This window comes from Oceanivirga salmonicida (assembly GCF_001517915.1).
In the GTDB taxonomy this organism is placed as follows: domain Bacteria; phylum Fusobacteriota; class Fusobacteriia; order Fusobacteriales; family Leptotrichiaceae; genus Oceanivirga; species Oceanivirga salmonicida.
On the sequence record NZ_LOQI01000022.1, the window covers coordinates 1 to 21,120 of the forward strand.

General features: G+C 24.9%; 18 protein-coding genes. 5 read left to right on the forward strand and 13 right to left on the reverse strand.

The genetic code is table 11. From position 1 onward, the window contains the following. Nucleotides 1–601 precede the first annotated feature (601 nt). The 8 genes from AWT72_RS03990 to AWT72_RS04025 all read right to left on the reverse strand — a co-directional run bounded on the left by AWT72_RS03990 (nucleotide 602) and on the right by AWT72_RS04025 (nucleotide 10,274). Nucleotides 602–2,920 carry an ABC transporter permease gene (locus tag AWT72_RS03990; protein ID WP_067141170.1) on the reverse strand — a complete coding sequence of 773 codons (2,319 nt, stop codon included), beginning with the start codon at nucleotides 2,918–2,920 and terminating at the stop codon, nucleotides 602–604. A 6-nt stretch (nucleotides 2,921–2,926) separates the two neighbouring features. Beyond that, entirely contained in the window at nucleotides 2,927–3,622 is a 696-nt protein-coding gene (locus AWT72_RS03995) for an ABC transporter ATP-binding protein (RefSeq protein ID WP_067141173.1), read from the reverse strand. A 318-nt stretch (nucleotides 3,623–3,940) separates the two neighbouring features. Continuing rightward, nucleotides 3,941–5,278 (reverse strand): 23S rRNA (uracil(1939)-C(5))-methyltransferase RlmD, encoded by a 1,338-nt coding sequence (gene rlmD, locus AWT72_RS04000; RefSeq protein ID WP_067141176.1) that lies wholly within the window; start codon nucleotides 5,276–5,278, stop codon nucleotides 3,941–3,943. Continuing rightward, the gene (locus tag AWT72_RS04005) at nucleotides 5,266–6,444 is read right to left on the reverse strand and encodes a M20 metallopeptidase family protein (RefSeq protein ID WP_067141179.1); all 1,179 of its coding nucleotides are present in this window, start codon (nucleotides 6,442–6,444) and stop codon (nucleotides 5,266–5,268) included. The genes rlmD and AWT72_RS04005 overlap by 13 nt, the downstream gene beginning before the upstream one ends. Nucleotides 6,445–6,520: 76 nt before the next feature. Continuing rightward, a complete protein-coding gene (locus AWT72_RS04010; protein WP_067141182.1) occupies nucleotides 6,521–6,838 on the reverse strand; it encodes a hypothetical protein in 318 nt (105 codons plus the stop codon). 5 nt (nucleotides 6,839–6,843) lie between these two features. Next, nucleotides 6,844–7,764 (reverse strand): 16S rRNA (cytosine(1402)-N(4))-methyltransferase RsmH, encoded by a 921-nt coding sequence (rsmH, locus tag AWT72_RS04015; protein WP_067141185.1) that lies wholly within the window; start codon nucleotides 7,762–7,764, stop codon nucleotides 6,844–6,846. Between the two features lie 12 nt (nucleotides 7,765–7,776). Further along, nucleotides 7,777–8,202, reverse strand: coding sequence for a division/cell wall cluster transcriptional repressor MraZ (mraZ, locus tag AWT72_RS04020; RefSeq protein ID WP_067141223.1), 426 nt, complete (start codon nucleotides 8,200–8,202; stop codon nucleotides 7,777–7,779). A gap of 212 nt (nucleotides 8,203–8,414) precedes the next feature. Then, the gene (locus tag AWT72_RS04025) at nucleotides 8,415–10,274 is read right to left on the reverse strand and encodes a hypothetical protein (protein WP_067141188.1); all 1,860 of its coding nucleotides are present in this window, start codon (nucleotides 10,272–10,274) and stop codon (nucleotides 8,415–8,417) included. A 184-nt stretch (nucleotides 10,275–10,458) separates the two neighbouring features. Between AWT72_RS04025 and AWT72_RS04030 the strand changes: the two genes are divergently transcribed. Next, nucleotides 10,459–10,848, forward strand: coding sequence for a helix-turn-helix domain-containing protein (locus AWT72_RS04030; RefSeq protein ID WP_067141191.1), 390 nt, complete (start codon nucleotides 10,459–10,461; stop codon nucleotides 10,846–10,848). After that, the gene (locus AWT72_RS04035) at nucleotides 10,849–11,268 is read left to right on the forward strand and encodes an ImmA/IrrE family metallo-endopeptidase (protein WP_067141194.1); all 420 of its coding nucleotides are present in this window, start codon (nucleotides 10,849–10,851) and stop codon (nucleotides 11,266–11,268) included. A gap of 15 nt (nucleotides 11,269–11,283) precedes the next feature. On the opposite strand, the gene AWT72_RS04040 is transcribed toward AWT72_RS04035, so the two are convergent. From AWT72_RS04040 to AWT72_RS04060, 5 genes are read right to left on the reverse strand one after another with little or no spacing between them, the layout of a single operon-like run. Further along, complete coding sequence (locus AWT72_RS04040; RefSeq protein WP_067141197.1) at nucleotides 11,284–12,591, reverse strand: C1 family peptidase; 1,308 nt, start codon at nucleotides 12,589–12,591, stop codon at nucleotides 11,284–11,286. A gap of 24 nt (nucleotides 12,592–12,615) precedes the next feature. Beyond that, nucleotides 12,616–13,545, reverse strand: coding sequence for a hypothetical protein (locus AWT72_RS04045; RefSeq protein ID WP_067141200.1), 930 nt, complete (start codon nucleotides 13,543–13,545; stop codon nucleotides 12,616–12,618). A gap of 31 nt (nucleotides 13,546–13,576) precedes the next feature. Continuing rightward, entirely contained in the window at nucleotides 13,577–14,731 is a 1,155-nt protein-coding gene (tgt, locus tag AWT72_RS04050; protein ID WP_067141203.1) for a tRNA guanosine(34) transglycosylase Tgt, read from the reverse strand. Between the two features lie 8 nt (nucleotides 14,732–14,739). Then, nucleotides 14,740–16,890 carry a RelA/SpoT family protein gene (locus AWT72_RS04055; protein ID WP_067141206.1) on the reverse strand — a complete coding sequence of 717 codons (2,151 nt, stop codon included), beginning with the start codon at nucleotides 16,888–16,890 and terminating at the stop codon, nucleotides 14,740–14,742. 3 nt (nucleotides 16,891–16,893) lie between these two features. After that, nucleotides 16,894–17,640, reverse strand: a complete 747-nt coding sequence (locus AWT72_RS04060) for an IclR family transcriptional regulator (protein ID WP_067141209.1) — start codon at nucleotides 17,638–17,640, stop codon at nucleotides 16,894–16,896. A gap of 262 nt (nucleotides 17,641–17,902) precedes the next feature. On the opposite strand from AWT72_RS04060, the gene AWT72_RS04065 reads away from it, so the two are divergent. Genes AWT72_RS04065 through AWT72_RS04075 form a run of 3 tightly spaced genes read left to right on the forward strand, consistent with a single transcriptional unit; the run spans nucleotide 17,903 to nucleotide 21,052 of the window. Continuing rightward, nucleotides 17,903–18,916, forward strand: a complete 1,014-nt coding sequence (locus tag AWT72_RS04065) for a Fe(3+) ABC transporter substrate-binding protein (protein WP_067141212.1) — start codon at nucleotides 17,903–17,905, stop codon at nucleotides 18,914–18,916. Beyond that, nucleotides 18,907–20,469 carry an ABC transporter permease gene (locus tag AWT72_RS04070; protein ID WP_067141215.1) on the forward strand — a complete coding sequence of 521 codons (1,563 nt, stop codon included), beginning with the start codon at nucleotides 18,907–18,909 and terminating at the stop codon, nucleotides 20,467–20,469. The genes AWT72_RS04065 and AWT72_RS04070 overlap by 10 nt, the downstream gene beginning before the upstream one ends. After that, nucleotides 20,456–21,052 carry an ABC transporter ATP-binding protein gene (locus tag AWT72_RS04075; protein WP_067141220.1) on the forward strand — a complete coding sequence of 199 codons (597 nt, stop codon included), beginning with the start codon at nucleotides 20,456–20,458 and terminating at the stop codon, nucleotides 21,050–21,052. The genes AWT72_RS04070 and AWT72_RS04075 overlap by 14 nt, the downstream gene beginning before the upstream one ends. Nucleotides 21,053–21,120: the final 68 nt, after the last annotated feature.

A 21,120-nucleotide genomic window follows, 5' to 3' on the forward strand; every position in this document is an offset into this window, starting at 1 on the left:
CAAGTGTCAAATTTAAGATATTATAGCATATTTTACTATATTTTTTCTAGCATACATAACATTTTTATTTTAATTTTCTACTAATATCATTATTAAAATTAAGAATATTTTCATATTTTCATTGTAATATAAATTTTTAAAAGATTAAATATTAATTTCAATGAATAATAATTTCAATATAAAATAAAGACACCACAAAAATGTGATGTTTTATAATAAGCTTACTTTAAATCTCTTTCTTTTAATAATTTTTCAATAAATTCTTTATCATTTAAATTTGATATATCCATTTAATTTCTCCATAACATATATAATAAATTATTTACTTTTCTATCAATCCCACATGAATTGAAACGTGAGTATGGATTTATTTAACCTATTTTTGACCGTTTTTTTAATGTCTTTGTTTTGAAACTCATCAAAGATTGAATATTAATTCTTCTTTTATTATACCTTAAATAACAAAAAATTACCTTACAAATATATCATCTGCAAGGTAATATCTCTTTGTGAATCCTTTAAATTTAAACCATTATTTTTATTTCTGATTTAAATTCAACTTCCAATTCTGCATTTTTTCAAAAGCCTTAGTTATTTTTCATTATTCCCTATCCTTTAAAATTTCTTCTACACTAATTCTATTTAACTTTAGTTTCGCAAGTGCGAAAGATATAAAGTATGAAATCAATATAATTGCCGCTATAACAAAATAAGTTTCTAAAGCAAATTTAAGGTTAAATCCTACTGCTCTATTTGAAACTAAGAACGGATAAATCATTAAAATAATATATCTCGTTATAGGTATAAAAATTAATGCAGAAATAATTACCGTGTATAAATTATTTCTCAAATAAATCTTTGAAATTTCAGTTTTATTGAATCCAAATAATTTAAACATTGAAATATTATACTTCTGCCTATCTATAATCATCTTAACCATTAAGTACATAACAAGCACAAATAGTATTACTGAGGAAAAGATTAATATATAGATTAGTCTATTCATTAGTTCCATAAATGTATGCGATGATTCTTTAACATCGTTACCAGTTGTTACCGAATAGAGCCTTCCTTTTTCGATATCAAGCTTATTATCAGAAATAATTAAATTGTAATAATTGTGTTCTTTATCAAATCGCTTCCGCATATCATCAATATTCATAAATACAAATAATCCTGGTGCATAATTAACTATTTTTTTTACTTTGAATACATATTTTATCGAATTTATTTTATCTTCCAATTCAAAATCATCGCCAACTTCAACAGCGTATTTATTAGCAACTGATGTGGATATGTAAAGTTCGTCCTTATTGGTTTCTATTTCGTATGGGAATGAATCACTATTCTTATAAATTCCTAAGATAGAAACATTGAAATTTTCATTTAGCACTTTTTTATCAAGTTTTTTGAGATATGCCTTTTCAACTCCTTCATAATTATCTTTTTCATTATCTGGATAAGACAGTGAATACATATAATTGAACTTTACATCCCTGCTCGTTTCATCAACAAGGTTTGTTAATGCACTATATATAGAAAATGCCAACATTATAAGGAGTAGGGATATAAATATTCCCAGTGAAATTGTAAGGTTATATTTAATCTCTCTAATAAACAACTTGATTCTAAACTTATTAATAAATTTAAAACCACGATATTTATTTCCCTTTATATCCTTAGGTTTGTATGCTGATTGTGTTTTTCTCATTAAATCTAGAGGCTCTTTAGAAAGCTTCTTGTTAATGAATACAAAATTTATTAACAATGATATCAGTATGGGTGAAACAACACCATAGATTATCAAATATGTAGGATATATATGATTTAATTTCGGATACGAGAAGTAATTAACGTTATCTCCCATTTGCAAGTCAATAGCTAAAAATCCTAGTATTGTGCCTGTTATTCCTCCTAATACACAGATTGCGACAGGCAATGCTATAAAATGCTTTATAAGTTCTTTTTTAGAAAACCCTAACGCATATAACGTGCCTATTATTTTACTTTCTCTATCTATTGCACTAATCACAAATGTAGATAAAACATAGGCTAATAGAATTAAAATAATAAATCCTGCTGTTAATGCACCTTTTTTATCTACCTGAATGTCTCTTGCAGAAGCATCTATTCTAGGATTATCTTCCGCTTCAATAAATTCCTTTAAGTTTTTATAAGTTGCCTGTTTATAGCCACCTGTTAATTTATTGAAATATTCATATGCATACTCATCTTTAACGTTTGAAACCTTGAACTCAAACTCGCTAATTTTATCATATACATCATCACTTGTTGCTTCATCATAAAGTTTATAAGCATATTGTACAGATTCTGCTTTCAAAGATTTCTTCGAATTTAGTAGTAGCTTATAGCCTTCTTCATTTACAAATGCGGTTGAGAATATTTTTGCATTAGAAGATGAGTCTGTTAGTTCATCTAAGACATCGTCATAATCTGGAGTTGAACCAATACCTACAACAGTAAATATATTATCAGCTATTGTTATTTCATCACCTACAGCAATATTATTTGCCTTACAATAGTTCTTTTCTAAGACAATCTCCGTTTCCGAACTAGCTTCTTTACCTTTATCAAGCTCAATTAAATCTATTTTTTTTCTAGTTTCAAAAACTCTAATACTACCCTCATCCATAGCAAAATCCAATGAAAAATGTTTTTCTAACACTATTCCCATATCTCTTAATTCATCTATTTGAACATCGGTTAAAGGCACAAATACCGAAAATTGACCATCTTCAATCACATTATCTTTTGCGTGTTTTTCAACACCTTTAATAACGGTATCTGCCGAGCCAGCTACACTTACAACTAAGAACATTGAAATTACAACAGAAATAAATATAGAAAAGTACTGTAAAAAATGTTCTTTAAAATCTCTTAATATCTTCTTTTTTAGCATAATTTATTACCACTCTATTTCTTTTGCAGGAATTTTTTCATTATCAAAGTCTTCTTTTATAATTCCATCTTTTAAAACAATTATCTTGTCTGCCATTTTTTTTATTTCTTCATTGTGAGTTATTATCAATATTGTTGTTCCGTACATTTGATTTATTTTTTCAAATAGAACTAGCATTTCTTTAGATGACTTATAATCTAAAGCTCCTGTAGGTTCATCACATAATAATATTTTAGGATTTTTTACTATAGCACGAGCAACAGAGCATCTTTGTTGCTGGCCCCCAGAAACCTGTGAAGGATATTTGTCTTGGAATTCATATATATTTAGAACTTTTAAAATCTCATCAATATCTAGAGGCTCGCTAGACAAATACTGAGACACCTCAATGTTTTCTCTAAGAGTTAGGTTTGGGATCAAATTATAGAACTGAAATACAAATCCCAAATAATCTCTCCTGTATTTTGTTATATTTTTTTTATTTAACTTATTTATCTCAAGACCATCAATTAAGATTTGTCCTGAATCTATTTTGTCTAGTCCACCAATAACGTTTAAAAAAGTTGATTTACCTGAACCCGAAGGACCTAATATAACAGAAATAGTACCTTTTTCAATTTTGGTACTTATTTTTTTTAATACTTGTACGTAGTTTTCATTCGTTCCATAGCTTTTGATAACATCATTTAGTTCTAAAAACATAATTTATAGCTCCTTTTTTTCACTTTATTTTCTACATAATCAGTTATTTTTTTAACTGTTAATAAATCTATCAATTCATCTTCTTCAATTTCTTTATCAGTAAAAGGTCTAATAATTTTACTACTCCATTTCTTCCAGTATAATTTTTTTGTTTTTTATTCTTAATATATTAAATACTTCATCAATATCTTCATTTATTTAGTATTCCAATTGTATCAAAAATAGCATTTTTATTTAAAATTTTTATTATTTTTCTAATGTGATAATGAATTTTTTTTTAGTACTTTATAATTATCTCAAACCTTTAAAACCTTTTAATTACTTAGTTATTAAAGCAACTATTTCAATATGGTGTGTATTTGGGAACATATCAACTGCTGTAAGTTTAGTTAATTTGTAACCTTTTTCTTTTAAAATTTCAAAATCTCTTGCAAATGTTGATGGTTCGCAAGATATGTATATAATTTTTTTAATTTCATTTTTTGCGACTTGATTTAATACACTTTGCTCTATTCCTTTTCTAGGCGGGTCAAATACAATATACTCAATATTTTCATATTTAACGATATTTTCTATTTTATCTTCTACCTTAGAACATATAAATTTAATATTATTTATATCATTATTTTTAGCAGTATTTTTTGCTGCTTGAACCGCACTTTTAACTGATTCTATTGCATAAACCTTTTTCAATTTGTTTCCTATTAACATTGCAATGGTTCCCGTTCCTGAAAAAGCATCTATTGCCATTTTATCACTATCATCTATATATGATATAGCTTTTGTATATAATTTTTTTACCTGCTCTATATTTATTTGGAAAAATGAATCTAAGTATATTTCAAAATTTATACCAAAAACTTCTTCATTTAATATTTTAGAACCAAAAAGATGAATATTTTCATCACCTAATATCACATTATTTTTCTTATTTTTTACTGATACATAAACTGAAACAATCTCAGAATTTTCATTGTATAATTTTTCCAATATTTTATTTAATTTATTTATTTCTTTTTTACCATTTACAACTATTGCTAACATTACTTCATTTTTTGTATTATTTCTGATAATTAAATGCTTTAAAAAGCCTTTACTATTTTTATCGCTATATACACTAAATTTTTCTTCATTTAATTTTTCTAAAACTTTTTCAGTTATTCTTATAGAAATTTCAGATTTTAGTATATCTTCTTTAGCGCTAAATATATCATGTGATTTTCTATCATAAAAACCTGTATTTATTTTACCATTTTCTATAAAAAAAGGTTCAGCTACTTTATTTCTATAATTTTTATCATTATCTGCACCTATTATACCATCATAAATATTAGTTATATCAAACTTAAACAATTCTTTTAACATCATAGTTTTATATTCTAATTGTTTTTCATATTTTAACATAGCAAAATCACAGCCAGAATGCTCTTTAAAACTTATTTTATTAGATATTATTCTGTCTTTTGATGCCTGTATAATTTCAGTTATTAATGCTCTAATATATGTTTTTTTTACTGAAATAACTTTTACTTTAACTGTATCACCTATACAACTCATAGGAACAAATATGACCATTCCGTCTAAGTGTCCTAATCCTTCACCACCAAAAGCTATTTTTTTTATTTCAACTTCTAATATTTCCCCTATTTTATACATAAAAACTCCAATGCTGTTTTATAACTTGCTATCATACCAACTCTTACAGCATTACTATCCGCAATAAAAGTATCAGTATGTAATGTAGTATTTTCTTTATCAATAGGACTTACACCTAACCTATAAAATGTCCCTGTAATTTCTTCTAAGAAAAAACCGAAATCTTCTACGTCCATTCTAGTTTGTTCAATATATTCAATACTATTTTCTCCTAATATATCTTTGGTATTTTCTTCAAAATATTTTGTAAATTCTTTATCATTTATAACTGGTGCATAGCTATCCCTTATTTCTACTTCTAGTTTAGCACCATATGATTTAACATAATCTTTTAATTCGTTATTTAATATATTTACTATATATTTTTTAGTTTCTTGATCTAATGTTCTAATTGTTCCTGTCAATTCTGCATTATCTGCAACAATATTTTCTGCAGTTCCTGCATTAAATGTTCCTACAGTTATTACTGCAGCGTTTCTACCATCAATTTTTCTTGAAACAATAGTTTGTAAATAATCTACTACTTTACTCGCAATTACTATACTATCTATACCCTGATATGCAAGTGCAGCATGTGCAGGACGTCCGATAACATTTAATTTAAATACTGCTGATGTAGCATGCATTTTTCCATATTTTATTCCTATTTTTCCTACTTTTAGTTCTGGTGCTGAATGAAAAGCTAAAATTCTATCATTTTTATCTTTATTTACGCCTGCTTCTAGCATTCTTTTGGCTCCACCTACTGTTTCTTCTGCTGGTTGAAAATAAAAGTTGGCTGTTCCACCCCATTTATCTTTTGAATTTAATAAAGCTAATATTAGACCTAATTGCACTGACATATGAATATCATGTCCACAAGCATGCATAACACCAACATTTTTAGACTTATATTCTAATTCATTATTTTCAATTATAGGTAGAGCATCCATATCTGCTCTAAATGCCATTTTTTTTCCAGTACCATTTTTTATATAAGCATGTATACCAGTTTCTAAAACTTCTTTGTATTCTACCCCATTTTCTTCTAAAAATTTTATAATCATATTTTTAGTTTTAAATTCTTTATCACTTAATTCAGGATATTTATGTAAATTTTTTCTAATTTCTATTATATTTTTTTCTATTTTATCAATTAAATTTAAAATATATTCATTTTTATTCATAACCACACTCCTATAACCAATTATACTAAAAAATAAAAAAAAAGTATAGAACTCTTTAATATTCTATACTTAAATATTATTTTATATAATTTATATTATTATTATACATAAACCCTAATTCTATAGCCTTATTTTCTATTTCACGCATATTTAATGATTCTGCTTTTATTCCTTCTAATAAAGAATTTTCATTTTTTAAAGCTACTAATTCAGTTTCTAATTCATAATTAACCTTTGCAACATTTGCCAATGAACTATAACTTATATAATTTATTGCAAATACTAATACTGTTGCCATTCCTAATGCTATTATTAATTTGTAATACATTTCTATTACAACTGATTTTCTTTCGCTTTTTACACCTGCTATATTTACTCTTTTTACTCTTTCCATAATCTTTACTTCCTTTCAAATATTCTTAATCTCGCTGAATGTGCTCTATTATTCTCTTTTAATTCCTTTTCATTAGCTATAAATCCTTTTTTATTTATAACTTTTCCTAAACTTTCTTTTTTACATATACATATTGGCATTTTTGGTGGACATGTACATGGATTTTCAAATTCTCTAAACTTATCTTTTATCATTTTATCTTCTAGAGAATGAAAACTTATTATAAGTAACCTTCCTCCGGGTTTTAAAATTTCAATTGCGTTATTTATTGCCTCTTCTAAAATTTCTAATTCATTATTAACGTATATTCTTAATGCTTGAAATGTCCTTTTAGCCGGATGCTTTTTCATACTTTTTCCAACTGCCTTAATTACAATACTGGCTAGTTGTGTTGTAGTATTTATAGGTCCTTCTCTCCTTGAATTTACAATATATGAAGCAATTTTTCTTGATTTAGGTTCTTCGCCATATTTATAAATAATATCTGCTAATTCCTTTTCACTATATTTATTTACTACTTCATGTGCTGTTAATTCTTGACTTCTGTCCATTCTCATATCAAGTTTTGCCTCATATTTATAAGAAAAACCTCTTTGGGCATCATCAAATTGATTTGATGAAACTCCAATATCCATTAATATTGCATCAACTTTATCATAAGAAGCCATATAAATTACACTTTTCATATTTCTAAAATTATTTTTAAATATTTTTATTCTATTTTCATATTTCTCTAATCTTTTAGTCGCGAATTCTATTGCTGCATCATCTTGGTCTATTGCAATTACAACTGAATTATCATTAGAATTTTCTAAAATACCTTCAGTATGACCACCACCACCTAATGTACAATCTAGATATATTCTATATTCATCTTTTATCATATTATCTATTACTTGATTGTATAATACAGGCTTATGATACATAACATTTCCTTTCTAAAACTCTATTCCTTCAACTATGTCTTCAATATTTTCATTACTATCGTCAACATATTTATCCCAAATTTCTTTCGACCATATTTCAATTTTTTCATTATTACCTATAACAACGACATCTTTTTCAATTTGAGAATGTTTTATTAGAGCTTGTGGTAATTTTATTCTTCCTTGTGCATCAAATTCTAAATCGTCCACTGCACTTCCAGAAATAAATCTTTTATATATTCTATGTGATGAATTAGTGTCTTTAAGTTTTTTTAATTCTTCCGTTTTTATTATCCACTCATTTTCTGGAAATAATTGTATAGAATTATCAAATCCTTTGGTGATTGTAAATGGTTTTGTAAGTTGTTCTCTAAATTTTGATGGCATAGTTATTCTTCCTTTGCTATCAATTTTACAACTATATTCTCCTACAAACATTTTCATTCACCCACTTTTCTCCACAATCTACCACTTTTCTCCACTTATTACTATATTTATACACTATTTTAAGAAAAAAAGCAAATTTATTTTTGCAATAAAAAAAGAGAAAAAACTCATTTTATAAGTTTTTTCCCATTATAATGTTATTCTATTTCAAAATAGACACAATATATTGTGTAAAAATTTTTTTTATTTTTTTTTATTTTTTTTTAATAATAACGTAATTTTCTTTCTATTTCTATAATCTCATTTTCAATATAAACTTTCTTAGAATAATCATTTGTATATTTTAAAGCTTCTTTATAATGCTCAATTGCTTTTCTATAATGAGATCTTATATTGAAAGTTGATATTTCTGATTCTGCTCTTTTTAAAAATTCTTTTGCTTTTTCTATGTGAATAGCATAACGTGAATTATCTCCATTATATAATCTCTCAGTTATTCTTTTATTAATGTACTTTATATACTCTTCTACTTCATTTCTCATGTCATAAGTTAGATTATAATTAAGCGTACTTTTAAACTTAGTTAATGCATTATTATAATAAATAATTGCTGTATCAATATCAGATATACTTTCAGCTCTTTGATAATCTTTTTGTGCTGAATAATATATATCGTTTATACGATTACTATTATTATTATTATTACCAATATATCCTTTTTCTATTATTCTATTATTTATATGCTTTATATATTCTTCTACTTCATTTCTCATGTCGTAAGTTAGATTATAATTAAGCATTTTTTTAAATTTAACTAATGCACTATTGTAATATCTTAATGCTGAATTAATATTTGTAATTCTTTCAGCTTCTTGATAATCTTTTTGGGCAGAAACATAAAGTCTATTTACAACTTCATAACCTTTATTCCTGTTACTGCCCCCATTAAAACCCAGTTTTAACTTAATATTTTCTAAATATACATCAATTTGTTGAACTTTATCTCTTGAACCATATGCTCTATATAATTCTCTTGCTTTTAAGAAAATTTCTTTTGCATAACTATATTCACCTGAGTTATAGTATCTAACACCTCTGTTAAAGTATTCATCAGCATTTTCTACTTTTAATTTATTGTTTATATTTTCTAAATATAAATTTATTTGTCTTATATAACTACTGTCAGAATATTTTTTATATATTGATAATGCTTTTTCAAAATTATATTTAGCTGAAGTATATCTATTTCTTTCGTAATCATTTACACCTTCTAAGAAATTCTTATTTGCTTTTGCATAATCCACTTCTCTATCAAGTTTCTCTAATATTTTTCTTATGTTTCTTGCTTTATGAGTTTCATTAAATTTTTCATATATTCTTAAAGCTTCTTTATATTTATATGCTGCTCTTTCTTTATCAGAACTTACATAATATGAATTTGCTTCTTCAACTAATTTATTTGCCTTTAATAACTCAATATTTTTTGTTATCGCATAATATCTGTTGTATGAACCTCTGTAATTTTTCTCAAATTCTTTGTAAATATCATTAGTTTTAAGATAATAATCACGAGCTTCTTCTAATTTACCGTTTCTTTCAAAAAAGCTTGCTTTATCATAATAAATATCTGCTACATATTTAGCATAACTTTGATATATACTCGCATAACCTGTATTTTGGACATTATTTTTCTTGAACTTATCTATTAATGTCATTAAACCTCTGTTTTCATTGTATCTAGCATATCTTTTCATATACTCTACTGAATTACTTAAGCTTTCATAACTATTATATTTACTTCTAAGATTAGTATATTGTTCCAATATAGGATTTTGTTCTATTGCATATACCGCTCTCCAAATTTCAAAATATGCTTCTGATTTAGAAAAATCATCTTTTGCAAATTCTACCCTATTTTCAAATATAGTAGTTATTTGTCTTATTCTAGATATTAAAACTTCTCTATCTTCTTCCTTTTTTACTTTAGTGATTTCAGTGGCTGCTAATCTTAATGCAGCTGCATAATCACCTTTTTCAAAATAATCTTTTGAAGTTATAGAAGCACATGATGCCATAAACATGGTAACAAATACTACATATAATATTTTTTTAATTTTTTTCATTTTTGTATCATTCCTTTCATAAATAAACTTATATGTTATATTGTAATATTTATGTAAATTAATGTCAAGCTATTTATAACATTATAATAGCACAAAGTTGATTATTAGTCAACTTTTTTCTTAATTTTTTTTTAAAATTGATTTTTATTCCTTTTTTATGGTATAATAATATAGAGGTGAGAGCATGAAAATAGGAAAAAAAATAAGAGATAAAAGAAAAGAATTAAGACTTACACAAGAAGAATTAGCCAAAATGGTTGGATATACTTCTAAATCAACTATTACTAAAATTGAAAATGATAAAATAGATGTTTCTATGGAAAAAATACAATTAATTGCAAAAGCTCTTGACGTTAGCCCAAATTTTTTAACAAATTGGACTAGTAATAATAAATACAGTGTTGATATTTTAACTGAAGAACAAAAAATAAAACTAGAACATTATATTGAATCAAGTAATGTTATGTATTTTAATGGTAGTATTGATGATACTTCTGATAATAAAAATATTATTAGGGAGGCTTTAACAAAAGCATATATAGAAATTTTAAGAAATAAGGGTGAGATAAAATAAATGTTTAACAAAGATATCATAAAAATTAGTTTAACATTGAAAAATGAATATTCAAACATTTATAAATTACTAAATGAACACAATGTTAAAGTTATCACCCATAATCTTAATTCCCTTATTCCTGCATTTACTAATAACATTGAAGGAATAAATACAATTATTATTGATGAAAATTTACCAGAAGATGAAAAAAAATTTATTTTATGCCATGAATTTGCGCATATACTATTTCATGATAACGCGATAAGATATTTTAGTAAAATACACAATAATGCTGATAAATTTGAATTACAAGCTAATATATTTGCAACTATATTTACAGGTTATAAATATAATAATAATTTTTCTGATAATTATATACAAAAAATAATAAACTATATTTATATAAATTATTTAAAAAATGAAGTCTCATTTAATTGAAACTTCATTTATTTTTTAACCTAAATAATAATTATAATACTCTAATTCTATTTCTTCTTTTTCTAAACCTTTTAAAAATTCTTTTGAAATATATTTCTTATCAACTACAACTTCATAATTATGTTCTTCAAACCATTTATCTGACATTGAGAATATTCCTTTTTTACCACATTCTTCTCCCCAACTATTTTCAACCTTCCAATTTATTGGATTTCCATCTTTATCTAAATCAACACCTACAAAAGTCATGGCATGAGTTAAATTAGAAGCAGAAGTTAATAATCTATCTTTTTTTGAAAATTCTCCTAAACTAGTTAATGTTTTATCATAATCAAATAATTCAGTATCCATAATTCCTAACTTTCTATCTGAATCTTTACCTACATCACAACCAAACCACACTGGTACACCATCTTTAAGTGATTTAATAGTTGCTTTTTTTAATTCTTCCATAGTTACATTTAAATAAGAACTTGCCCCATATTCTAATACTGAACATGTATAAGGTACTCTATATACTCTACCTTTTTCATATTCTTCTCTTGGATCATCTACTATTTGTATTTTATCTTCTAAATTTATACCAACATATTTAGATAAAAATTTATTTGCTTTCATTCCTGTAATTTTATTATATTTCTTATCTTTATCTCTATATTCAAAATCAATAGTCTTAGGTGGTTTTCCTAACGCTTTAACGCAAATATTATATACTTCGTATAATGCATTCTCTCTAATTTTTTCAATTTCTTTATTTGATTTAGCATTTCTTATTGCGACAGCCGCTCTTTTTAATCTTAATTCTAACATTTCATTAAATACTGTTGTATTAGATGAATGATAAGTTTCTGGCATACATTTTTTAGGAACTAATCCATATTTCTGAACTAAACCTGAAAAGAAATTCCAATATCCTCCATCTTCTGTTGGATTATGAATAATATGAGTTACCAATCTATCCATTATATCTAAATCTTTTGTTTCAATTACATATTGCAGATATGTATTAGCTTTTTCTATTTTATCATAAAATTGAATATATGCTTGTGAAAATTCAAAACTTTCTAGTTTTAATTTTTTCATAGTTATTACTCTTAATACATTCATTCCAGAGAACATCCAGCATCTACCACTTCTTTTTTGATTTGTTATTTCTCCTCTTTCAGTTTCATCTGAAAACACAAAATTATGCTTTCTTATTACTTCTTGCTTAATACTAGAACTATCAATTCCTACATTTGAAATTGCATTTTCAATAACTGAATTTTTTTCATCTTCATTATATCTTTTTTCAAATTTTTTAAGTAATTTTTCTTCTATCATTTTTATTCCTCTCTATTTAAATATCTAAAATCTAATTTCACTGAAATTTAATTTTATAGTTTCAGCTTTTTTATTAATTATCATTTCCATAGCATGTTGTTTAATTATAATTTTTAAAATTCCATCATTTGAAATATATTCATTTTTCTCTGGACTTATTCTTTGAAACTTTTCACATTCCATAACATTATCACCAGATTTTAGAAGTAAAGTTTTATCATTTAATATTGCGATATGTACTTGTAAAAATTCATTTTGATTAATATATGCATATGATGTATACTTTAATTTTTCGTCAAATATCATTAACATTTCTTTTTCTATTTTAACTGTAGATGTCTTATCTTTAATATAGTTTAAAACAACTTTACCATCATCACTTTTCAAAGTTAAATCATTTTTAGATTTTACTCTTTTTAGCATAAATATACCTTTTTTAGTTTCCATTACTGCATTTTCTAAATTATCTTTACTATACATGTATATAGGTTCATTTATTAATGTATAAAATGTTTTAAATAATTTATAATCCTGTTTTTCACTATATAATTTTGTAACTTTACCATTTTTAGTAATTTTCCATTTGTCATTTAATCTTTCAACTTTTATTTTGTTATCTTCACTTTTTAACAATAAATAATCATTTATAATAAAATCATCTACTGTTGTAATTTTATTTAATTTAATATCTTGTCTACCTGTTTCATAATAATTTATTGCTAAATTATATTCTTTATAATTATCATGACAAAAAACATATTCTTGATTAAATTCATCATAAAATATTTCTTTAGAATTACATACATTATCTAATTTAACACTACTATTTGAAAACTTTCTAGGGTATCTTTCCTTTTCTATTTTAACATTAGTTTTATTTATATTTGTTGATGAAAAACTACACGAGAATAAACTAACTCCTAGTGTTAAACCTAATATTATTTTTTTAATCACTATATCACTCCTATCATATTATATACTTTTATTATTTTTCTAATATTTGCGGCTTAATCCAATCACTTTTTTCCCCCATAGTATAATTTTTAATAAATTCTTCTTTAAATTCTTTAAATCTATTTTCTTCAATGGCTTTTCTAGATTCATTCATTAAATTTATTAAAAACCATAGATTATGATATGTGGCTAATCTTTGTCCTAGTATTTCATTAGCTTTAAATAAATGTCTAATATATGCTCTAGTATAATTTTTACAAACATAATTATCAGCAATATCTAATGGTCTTGTATCTTCTGAATATTTGGCATTTTTTATAACTAATCTACCATATTTAGTAAATACAGTACCATGTCTACCTATTCTTGATGGATGAACGCAATCCATCATATCTACACCGTGCTCAACTGCTTCTAACATATCTAATGGTTCTCCTACTCCCATAAGATATCTAGGTTTATTTTCAGGCAATTTAGGAGCAGTGTGTTTTAGTATTCTATACATTTCATCTGTAGGTTCTCCAACGGCTAATCCACCTATTGCATATCCTGAAAAACCTTCATCAAATTTCAATAATTCTTCTAAGCAATATTCTCTTAAATCTTCATATATTCCACCTTGAACTATTGCAAATAGACCTTGTTTATCTTTATTTCTATTTGCATCTATACATCTTTTAGCCCATCTTATTGTTCTATTTATGGAAGGTATTAAATATTCTCTTGTTGACATTCCTGGTGGACATTCATCTAATACCATCATTATATCACTGCCTAGGTTATTTTGAATTTCAATTGATTTTTCTGGCGAAATAAATCTTTTTGACCCATCTATATGTGAACTAAAATATGCACCTTCTTCTTTTATTTTTCTAATTTGTGCTAAACTAAATATCTGAAATCCTCCACTATCAGTTAATATAGGTTTATTCCAATTCATAAATTTATGAAGTCCACCTAATTTATATATTAACTCATCACTAGGTCTTAAATGTAAATGGTAAGTATTCCCTAAAATAATTTGAGAACTTATCTCTTCTAATTCTTCTGGTGTCATTGTCTTAACAGTAGCCTGTGTTCCTACTGGCATAAACACAGGTGTTTTTATATCTCCATGAGGTGTTTTTATAAGTCCAGTTCTAGCATTTCCATCTTTGCTTTTTATCTCAAATGTTATTGGTTTCAAATTTCCTCCTAAATTATTTCTAATGTATCTTTAACATTTAATAAATTTTTCTTTAATTTTTCAAAATTTTCTTTACTTCTTATCATTATTCTCATACTTATTATAGCATGAACTTGACCATTCTTATTCTTTAAATTTGTATTCATTAATACTATATCTAATTTTTGTTCATTTATTATTTTAATATATTCTAATAATAAACCATCTCTATTTAAAGCAATAATTTTAAATGAGTATGGGTATTTTGCAGTTGAATTTTCAAGTAATTTTTCATCCCAATAAACTTCAACTTCTCTTTCAGGTTCTTTAAACATTAAATTCTTTATATTTTCACAATCAAATTTATGTATAACTATACCACGACCTCTGGTAACATAGCCTTTAATTTTAATCCCTGGTAATGGATTACAACATTTTGCAAAATGAAATAATGTATTATCAGAACCAGATATTTTAATACCTGTATTATCATTTTCAGAAAATTTATCAGCAATTTTATTTCCTTTTTCTGTTGCTTCTTCTAAAAGTTTTTCTTCATTTTCAGGTTCTTCTGGTCTAAATTTTTGTATAAATGTTTCTAAATGTAAATCATAAATAGCAAATCTATAATATAAATGATCAATATCTTTTATATTATATTTTTTCATGTAAAGGTGAACTTTATCATCATCTTCTAAATCTTTAAATCTAAGGCCTAATTTTAAAAATTCTTCTTCTAATAGTTCTTGACCTTCTTTTACCTTATCAACAAATTCCCTATCTTTAAACCATTTTCTAATTTTTGCTTTTGAACTATTGCTATTAACCATGTTTTGCCAATCTCTACCAGGTCCTTTGGTTGCTTTTGAAGTTAATATTTCTACCTTATCTCCATTTTCTAATACATGGTCTAAAGGAACTATTCTATCATTTACTCTTGCTCCTATTGTTCTATAACCAATTTGTGTATGAACTTGAAACGCAAAATCTAGTGCTGTTGAATTACTATCTAATTCTAAAACATCGCCTTTTGGTGTAAATACAAATATTGTTTTATACAGAACTTCTTCTGTTAATTCTTGAGCTGTATTTGAACCAATTATTTTTTTTATGGCTTTATAGTAATCTTCATTTTTATCTTTAGTTTTCTTTTCTTTATATTTCCAATGTGCTGCAACCCCATCTTCTGCTATTGCATGCATGGCTTTGGTTCTAATTTGAATTTCTACATTTTGATTTTCACTATATTCAATAGTTGTATGTATAGATTGATAACCATTACTCTTAGGTACTGCTATATAGTCTTTAAATCTACCTGAAACAGGGATAAATATACTATGCACTGCCCCTAGTACCATATAACAATCTTCTTCTTTATCAACTATTACTCTTATTGCAATTAAATCCATCAAATCAGTAAATTTTTTATTTTTTTCAACCATTTTTCTATATATACTATATAAATGTTTGGCTCTTCCTGTAACTACTGCTTTAATATTATATTTTTCTAAATCTTTTTTTATTTCTTCTATAATTAAATTAGTTTGTTTATCTCTTTGTTCTTTCTTTCTATTGACTAATTTTTTTATTTCATTGTACCCATCAGGATTTACACAATTAAAACTTATATCCTCTAATTCACTTTTAATTTTAGACATACCTATTCTATGTGCTATTGGCGCAAAGATATCTAAACATTCTTTGGCTTTTTCTACTTGTTTATTTGGACTTTGAAATTTTATAGTTCTCATATTATGAAGTCTATCTGCTAGTTTTATTATTACTACTCTAATATCTTTAGACATAGCGACTACCATTTTACGAACATTTTCTATTTGCTTTCCATGCTTTTTGGGTAAATTCCTAAGTTTAGTAACACCATCTACTAAAATAGCAACATCTTCACCAAATTCATACTGAATATCTGCTAAAGTTATTAAGCTATCTTCTACTACATCATGAAGTAAGCCTGCTACTATTGTATCAGTATCCATATTTAAGTCAGTAAGAATTTCAGACACTTCTATTGGGTGTATAATATATTCTTCTCCACTTTTTCTATATTGATCTTGATGCGCTTCACGAGCTAAAACAAAGGCTTTATTTATTTTTTCTATATCTAAATTTTTATTAGCTTTTATTTTATCAAATAATCTAGTATATGATTCTTTATAACTCATAATTTACCCTTCTATAATATTTGTGATTTTATTTATACATTCTTTTAATTTATCAACATAAAATGTCTTCCCTCTTGGATCATCTAATGGAATTGATATACTAATTGCACCAACTATTTCTCCTGCCAAATTTTTAAGTGGTGTTCCTATACAATATACTCCAAGTTTATATTCTTCATATTCTGTTGAATACCCATTTTTTCTTATTCTTTTTAAATCTTTTAGTAATACATCGTAAGTTGTAATTGTTCTTGACGTATATTTAATTATTTCACTACTATCCCATACTTTTTTTATATTTTCTTCTGACTGAAATGCTAGTAGAGCTTTTCCTGAGGCTGTACAATACATAGGAGCTCTCTTCCCTACTTTAGAATCTTTCATTATTTTTTTATTATTATCAGGTGAATACTTATCAATATACAATATTTGAGATCCATCTTGTATTACAAAATGAATTACTTGTTCTACTTCGCTTGCAAGTTTAATTATTATTCTCTTAGATACACTTACAAAATCAAAATTTTGAACTACTCTATTTCCTAATCTAAACATTTTAAAAGTTAATGTATATTTTTTATTTTTTAATTGTTTAATATAACCATTTTCTTTTAGAGAATGAAGAAGCCTATATGTCGTTGTTTTATTTAAAGACACCTTTTTACTAATAGTTGTCAATCCTATTTCCTTTTCCTCTGATATTATTTCTAAAATATTTAACGCTCTATCTAAACTTTGTAATGCTGACATATACTCACCTCACACTTTTTTACTTTTATTATAACAAATTATTACCTTATAAATCAATTATTTGTTGGTTTTAAATTTACTTATTTTTTTTATGCTTTAATATAATCAATTTTAAAAGATAATTTTGTTGTTTTTATATTAAATTTTTATTGTATTATAAAGTAATTTTAATCATTTATAAAATATGTTTGTCAAAATATTCTTGCAATTTTATTATTTTAGAGTTAAAATAGTTTTATAATCAAACTATTGGAGGTTAAAAATGAGAAAATTATTATTTACACTACTTATGTTCAGTGTTACAAACATATTTGCAGCAGAATTTGTTACAGTATATTCTTCAAGACATTATTCAGATGTTGATAAGATATTATTTGAAGCATTTGAAAAAGAAACTGGAATCAAAGTTAAAGAAGTTAACATGAAAGAAGCTAACTCTTTAATTAAAAGAATAAAAGAAGAAGGGACTGCAACTGAAGCTGATGTTTTATTAACAGTTGGTTTAGGAGACTTATATAACGCAAAAAAAGCTGGTATATTACAAGAAATAAAAAATGAAACTATACTAAGCAATATTCCTAAACATTTAAGAGATATTAATAACCATTGGGTTTCTATGACATATAGAGCAAGAGTTATAGTATATAATCCTGCTACTGTTAATGTTAATGAATTATCTACTTATGAAGATTTAGCTAATCCTAAATGGAAAGGTAGAATAGTAACTCGTTCTTCATCAAGTGCTTATAATCAAAATTTAATTGCCTTTATGGTAGCCAAAAATGGAGAAAAAGAAACTTTAAAATGGGCAAAAGGATTAGTTTCAAATTTTGCAAGAGATCCTGAAGGTAATGATAGAGCACAAGCAGCTTATGTTATGATGGGAAAAGCAGATATTGCTATAATGAATACTTACTATATGGGTAGAATGTTAACAGATAAGGACCCTATAAAAGTTGAAGCTGCTCATAAATTAAAAATATTCTTCCCTAATGCAAATGAAGGTGGAACACATATTAATATTTCAGGTGCAGGTTTAGTAAAAAATTCTAAAAATGTTAAAAATGCTAATAAATTTATTGAATTTTTAACAAGTGAAGCTGCTCAAAAAATATTAACAAGTAAAAATTACGAATATCCAGCTAATCCTAAAATACCAGTTAATCCTGTAATTGCTTCATGGGGTAGTTTCAAAGCTTCTGCTATTCCATTTGAAATTATTGGTGAAAATCTTGAAAAAGCAACTAAAATTTCTGGAGATGCAAATTGGAAATAAAAAAATATGATAAAATATATTTTATCAATAATATATTGCTGGTGCTTTTTTTAGCGCCAGTAATATATATTTTTTTTAAAAGTTTTGATAAAATTAGTGAAAATACCTTATATATATTAAAAAAATTTCTATATACATATAGTAAAAATACATTGTTTATTTTAATTCCTACAATTATTTTAAGTAGTATTATAGGAGTATTTTTAGCATATTTTGAAAGTTTCTATGATTTTAAATTTAGAAGTTTTTTTAAGTATGTTAATGTTTTAGCATTTTGTATACCTAGTTATATATTAGGATATATATACTATGACATATTTTCTATATATCTTTATTATAATTTCAAAGTTAGTTATAGTATTGCTAATGTATATGGTGCTATTATAATATTATCACTTGCTTTTTATCCATATATTTATATATTTAGTAGAACCTTTTTTAAAAAAATTCCTAGTAGTATTATTGATAGTTCAACACTTTTAGGTAAAAACAAAATAGAAACTTTTTTTAAAATTTTATTGCCTTTGTCTAAGCCGGCTTTACTATTGTCTATTATGTTAGTACTAATAGAAACAATAAATTCATATGGATTACCTAGTTTTTTTGGAATAGAAGTTTTTAGTACTGGTATATATAAGTTATGGGTAAATAATTTCGATAGTCAAGGAACTTTTTTATTATCTAGTTTACTACTTACGTTTATTTTTTTCATTATATTTATAATAAGTAAGTTTATAGGAAAAAGTTCAAATTATAAATTGGAATATAATTCTAATGAATACAAACGAAAAAAAATGTCTAAAATTAAAGAAATAATAGTTACAAGTTTATTTTTCTTTATATTTATTATTTCATTTATAATTCCCATACTATATCTTATAAGATGGGCAAACTTAGTTTATTTAGACACAGATTATAGTGTACTTTTCACAATTAGTAAAAATTCATTATTTTTAGCAAGTATTTCAAGTATTCTTGTTGTTTTAGTTTCGTTATTTATTTTGGAAATTAATAGATTGAAAAATATAAAAATTTTTTCTAAAATATTTTTATTAAGTTATGGAGTTCCAGGAACTGTTATATCAATAGCATTACTAAGTATATTTATAGGAATAGATAGAATATTTTTTAAAGATACTTTACTTATTAGTAAAAGTTCTATTGTTTTAATTTTAGCATTTATATTTAGATTTAGTACAATTTCATATAATGGTATAAAATCAAATATAACAAAAATTGGTAATGATTTTTATGAAACTTCATTGGTTCTATCAAAATCAAAATTTAAAACTTTTTTACATATAGAATTACCTATGTTAAAAAATTCTATTTTATCTACAATGTTACTAGTTTTTATAGAAATTATAAAGGAATTACCTATTACTAACATAAATGGTAGAATTGAAACTCTGGCAATAAGAATTAATACTTATGCTGCTGATGAAAATTTAGCATTTATATCAATACCATCAATAGTATTAATAACAATATGCTTTATTGCTATAAGCTTATATATTAAATTAGAGAAAAGAGAAAATTATGAAATACTTTGAATTTAAAAATGTTAGTTTTAAATATAATGATACTTATATATTAGAAAATTTTAGTTTTTCTTTAGATAAAGGAGAAATATTACTTATAAAAGGAAAATCTGGTATAGGAAAATCTACTATATTAAGATTAATATCAGGCTTAGAAATATTAGAAAGTGGTAATATATATCTAAAAAATATTGATATAACTAATACTAGTCCAGAAAAAAGAAATATTGGTTATTTATTTCAAAACTTTGCATTATTTCCACATTTAAGTGTAATAAATAATATAAAATACGCTCTGAGAGAAAATACGGCTGAATATTGGCTAAACTTAGTTGACATGAACAAATATGCAAATAACTATCCTAATGAACTCTCAGGAGGCGAAAAACAGCGTGTAGCGCTTGCCAGAGCATTAGCTAATTCTCCTAAATTATTACTTTTAGATGAGCCTTTTTCATCACTTGATGAAGAACTTAAAAATACTTTACGTATAGACATGAAAAATATATTGAAATCATTAAATATCACTACAATAATAGTTAGTCATGACAGTAATGATTCTATAATTGCTGATAAAATCATTGAAATAAAATGAGGCTATATACATAGCCCCATAAACTCAATTGAAATCAGCATTTTTTTTATATATTATTCCTTCTCCAT

Excerpts from the sequence above, each read along its gene's own strand:
- AWT72_RS03990 (WP_067141170.1), bottom strand. The coding sequence starts at position 2,920 with ATGCTAAAAAAGAAGATATTAAGAGATTTTAAAGAACATTTTTTACAG.
- AWT72_RS03995 (WP_067141173.1), bottom strand. The coding sequence starts at position 3,622 with ATGTTTTTAGAACTAAATGATGTTATCAAAAGCTATGGAACGAATGAA.
- mraZ (WP_067141223.1), bottom strand. The coding sequence starts at position 8,202 with ATGTTTGTAGGAGAATATAGTTGTAAAATTGATAGCAAAGGAAGAATA.
- AWT72_RS04035 (WP_067141194.1), top strand. The coding sequence starts at position 10,849 with ATGTTTAACAAAGATATCATAAAAATTAGTTTAACATTGAAAAATGAA.
- AWT72_RS04060 (WP_067141209.1), bottom strand. The coding sequence starts at position 17,640 with ATGTCAGCATTACAAAGTTTAGATAGAGCGTTAAATATTTTAGAAATA.
- AWT72_RS04010 (WP_067141182.1), bottom strand. The coding sequence starts at position 6,838 with ATGGAAAGAGTAAAAAGAGTAAATATAGCAGGTGTAAAAAGCGAAAGA.
- AWT72_RS04055 (WP_067141206.1), bottom strand. The coding sequence starts at position 16,890 with ATGAGTTATAAAGAATCATATACTAGATTATTTGATAAAATAAAAGCT.
- AWT72_RS04030 (WP_067141191.1), top strand. The coding sequence starts at position 10,459 with ATGAAAATAGGAAAAAAAATAAGAGATAAAAGAAAAGAATTAAGACTT.
- rlmD (WP_067141176.1), bottom strand. The coding sequence starts at position 5,278 with ATGTATAAAATAGGGGAAATATTAGAAGTTGAAATAAAAAAAATAGCT.
- rsmH (WP_067141185.1), bottom strand. The coding sequence starts at position 7,764 with ATGTATCATAAGCCTGTATTATACAATCAAGTAATAGATAATATGATA.
- AWT72_RS04025 (WP_067141188.1), bottom strand. The coding sequence starts at position 10,274 with ATGAAAAAAATTAAAAAAATATTATATGTAGTATTTGTTACCATGTTT.
- AWT72_RS04075 (WP_067141220.1), top strand. The coding sequence starts at position 20,456 with ATGAAATACTTTGAATTTAAAAATGTTAGTTTTAAATATAATGATACT.
- AWT72_RS04040 (WP_067141197.1), bottom strand. The coding sequence starts at position 12,591 with ATGATAGAAGAAAAATTACTTAAAAAATTTGAAAAAAGATATAATGAA.
- AWT72_RS04065 (WP_067141212.1), top strand. The coding sequence starts at position 17,903 with ATGAGAAAATTATTATTTACACTACTTATGTTCAGTGTTACAAACATA.
- AWT72_RS04005 (WP_067141179.1), bottom strand. The coding sequence starts at position 6,444 with ATGAATAAAAATGAATATATTTTAAATTTAATTGATAAAATAGAAAAA.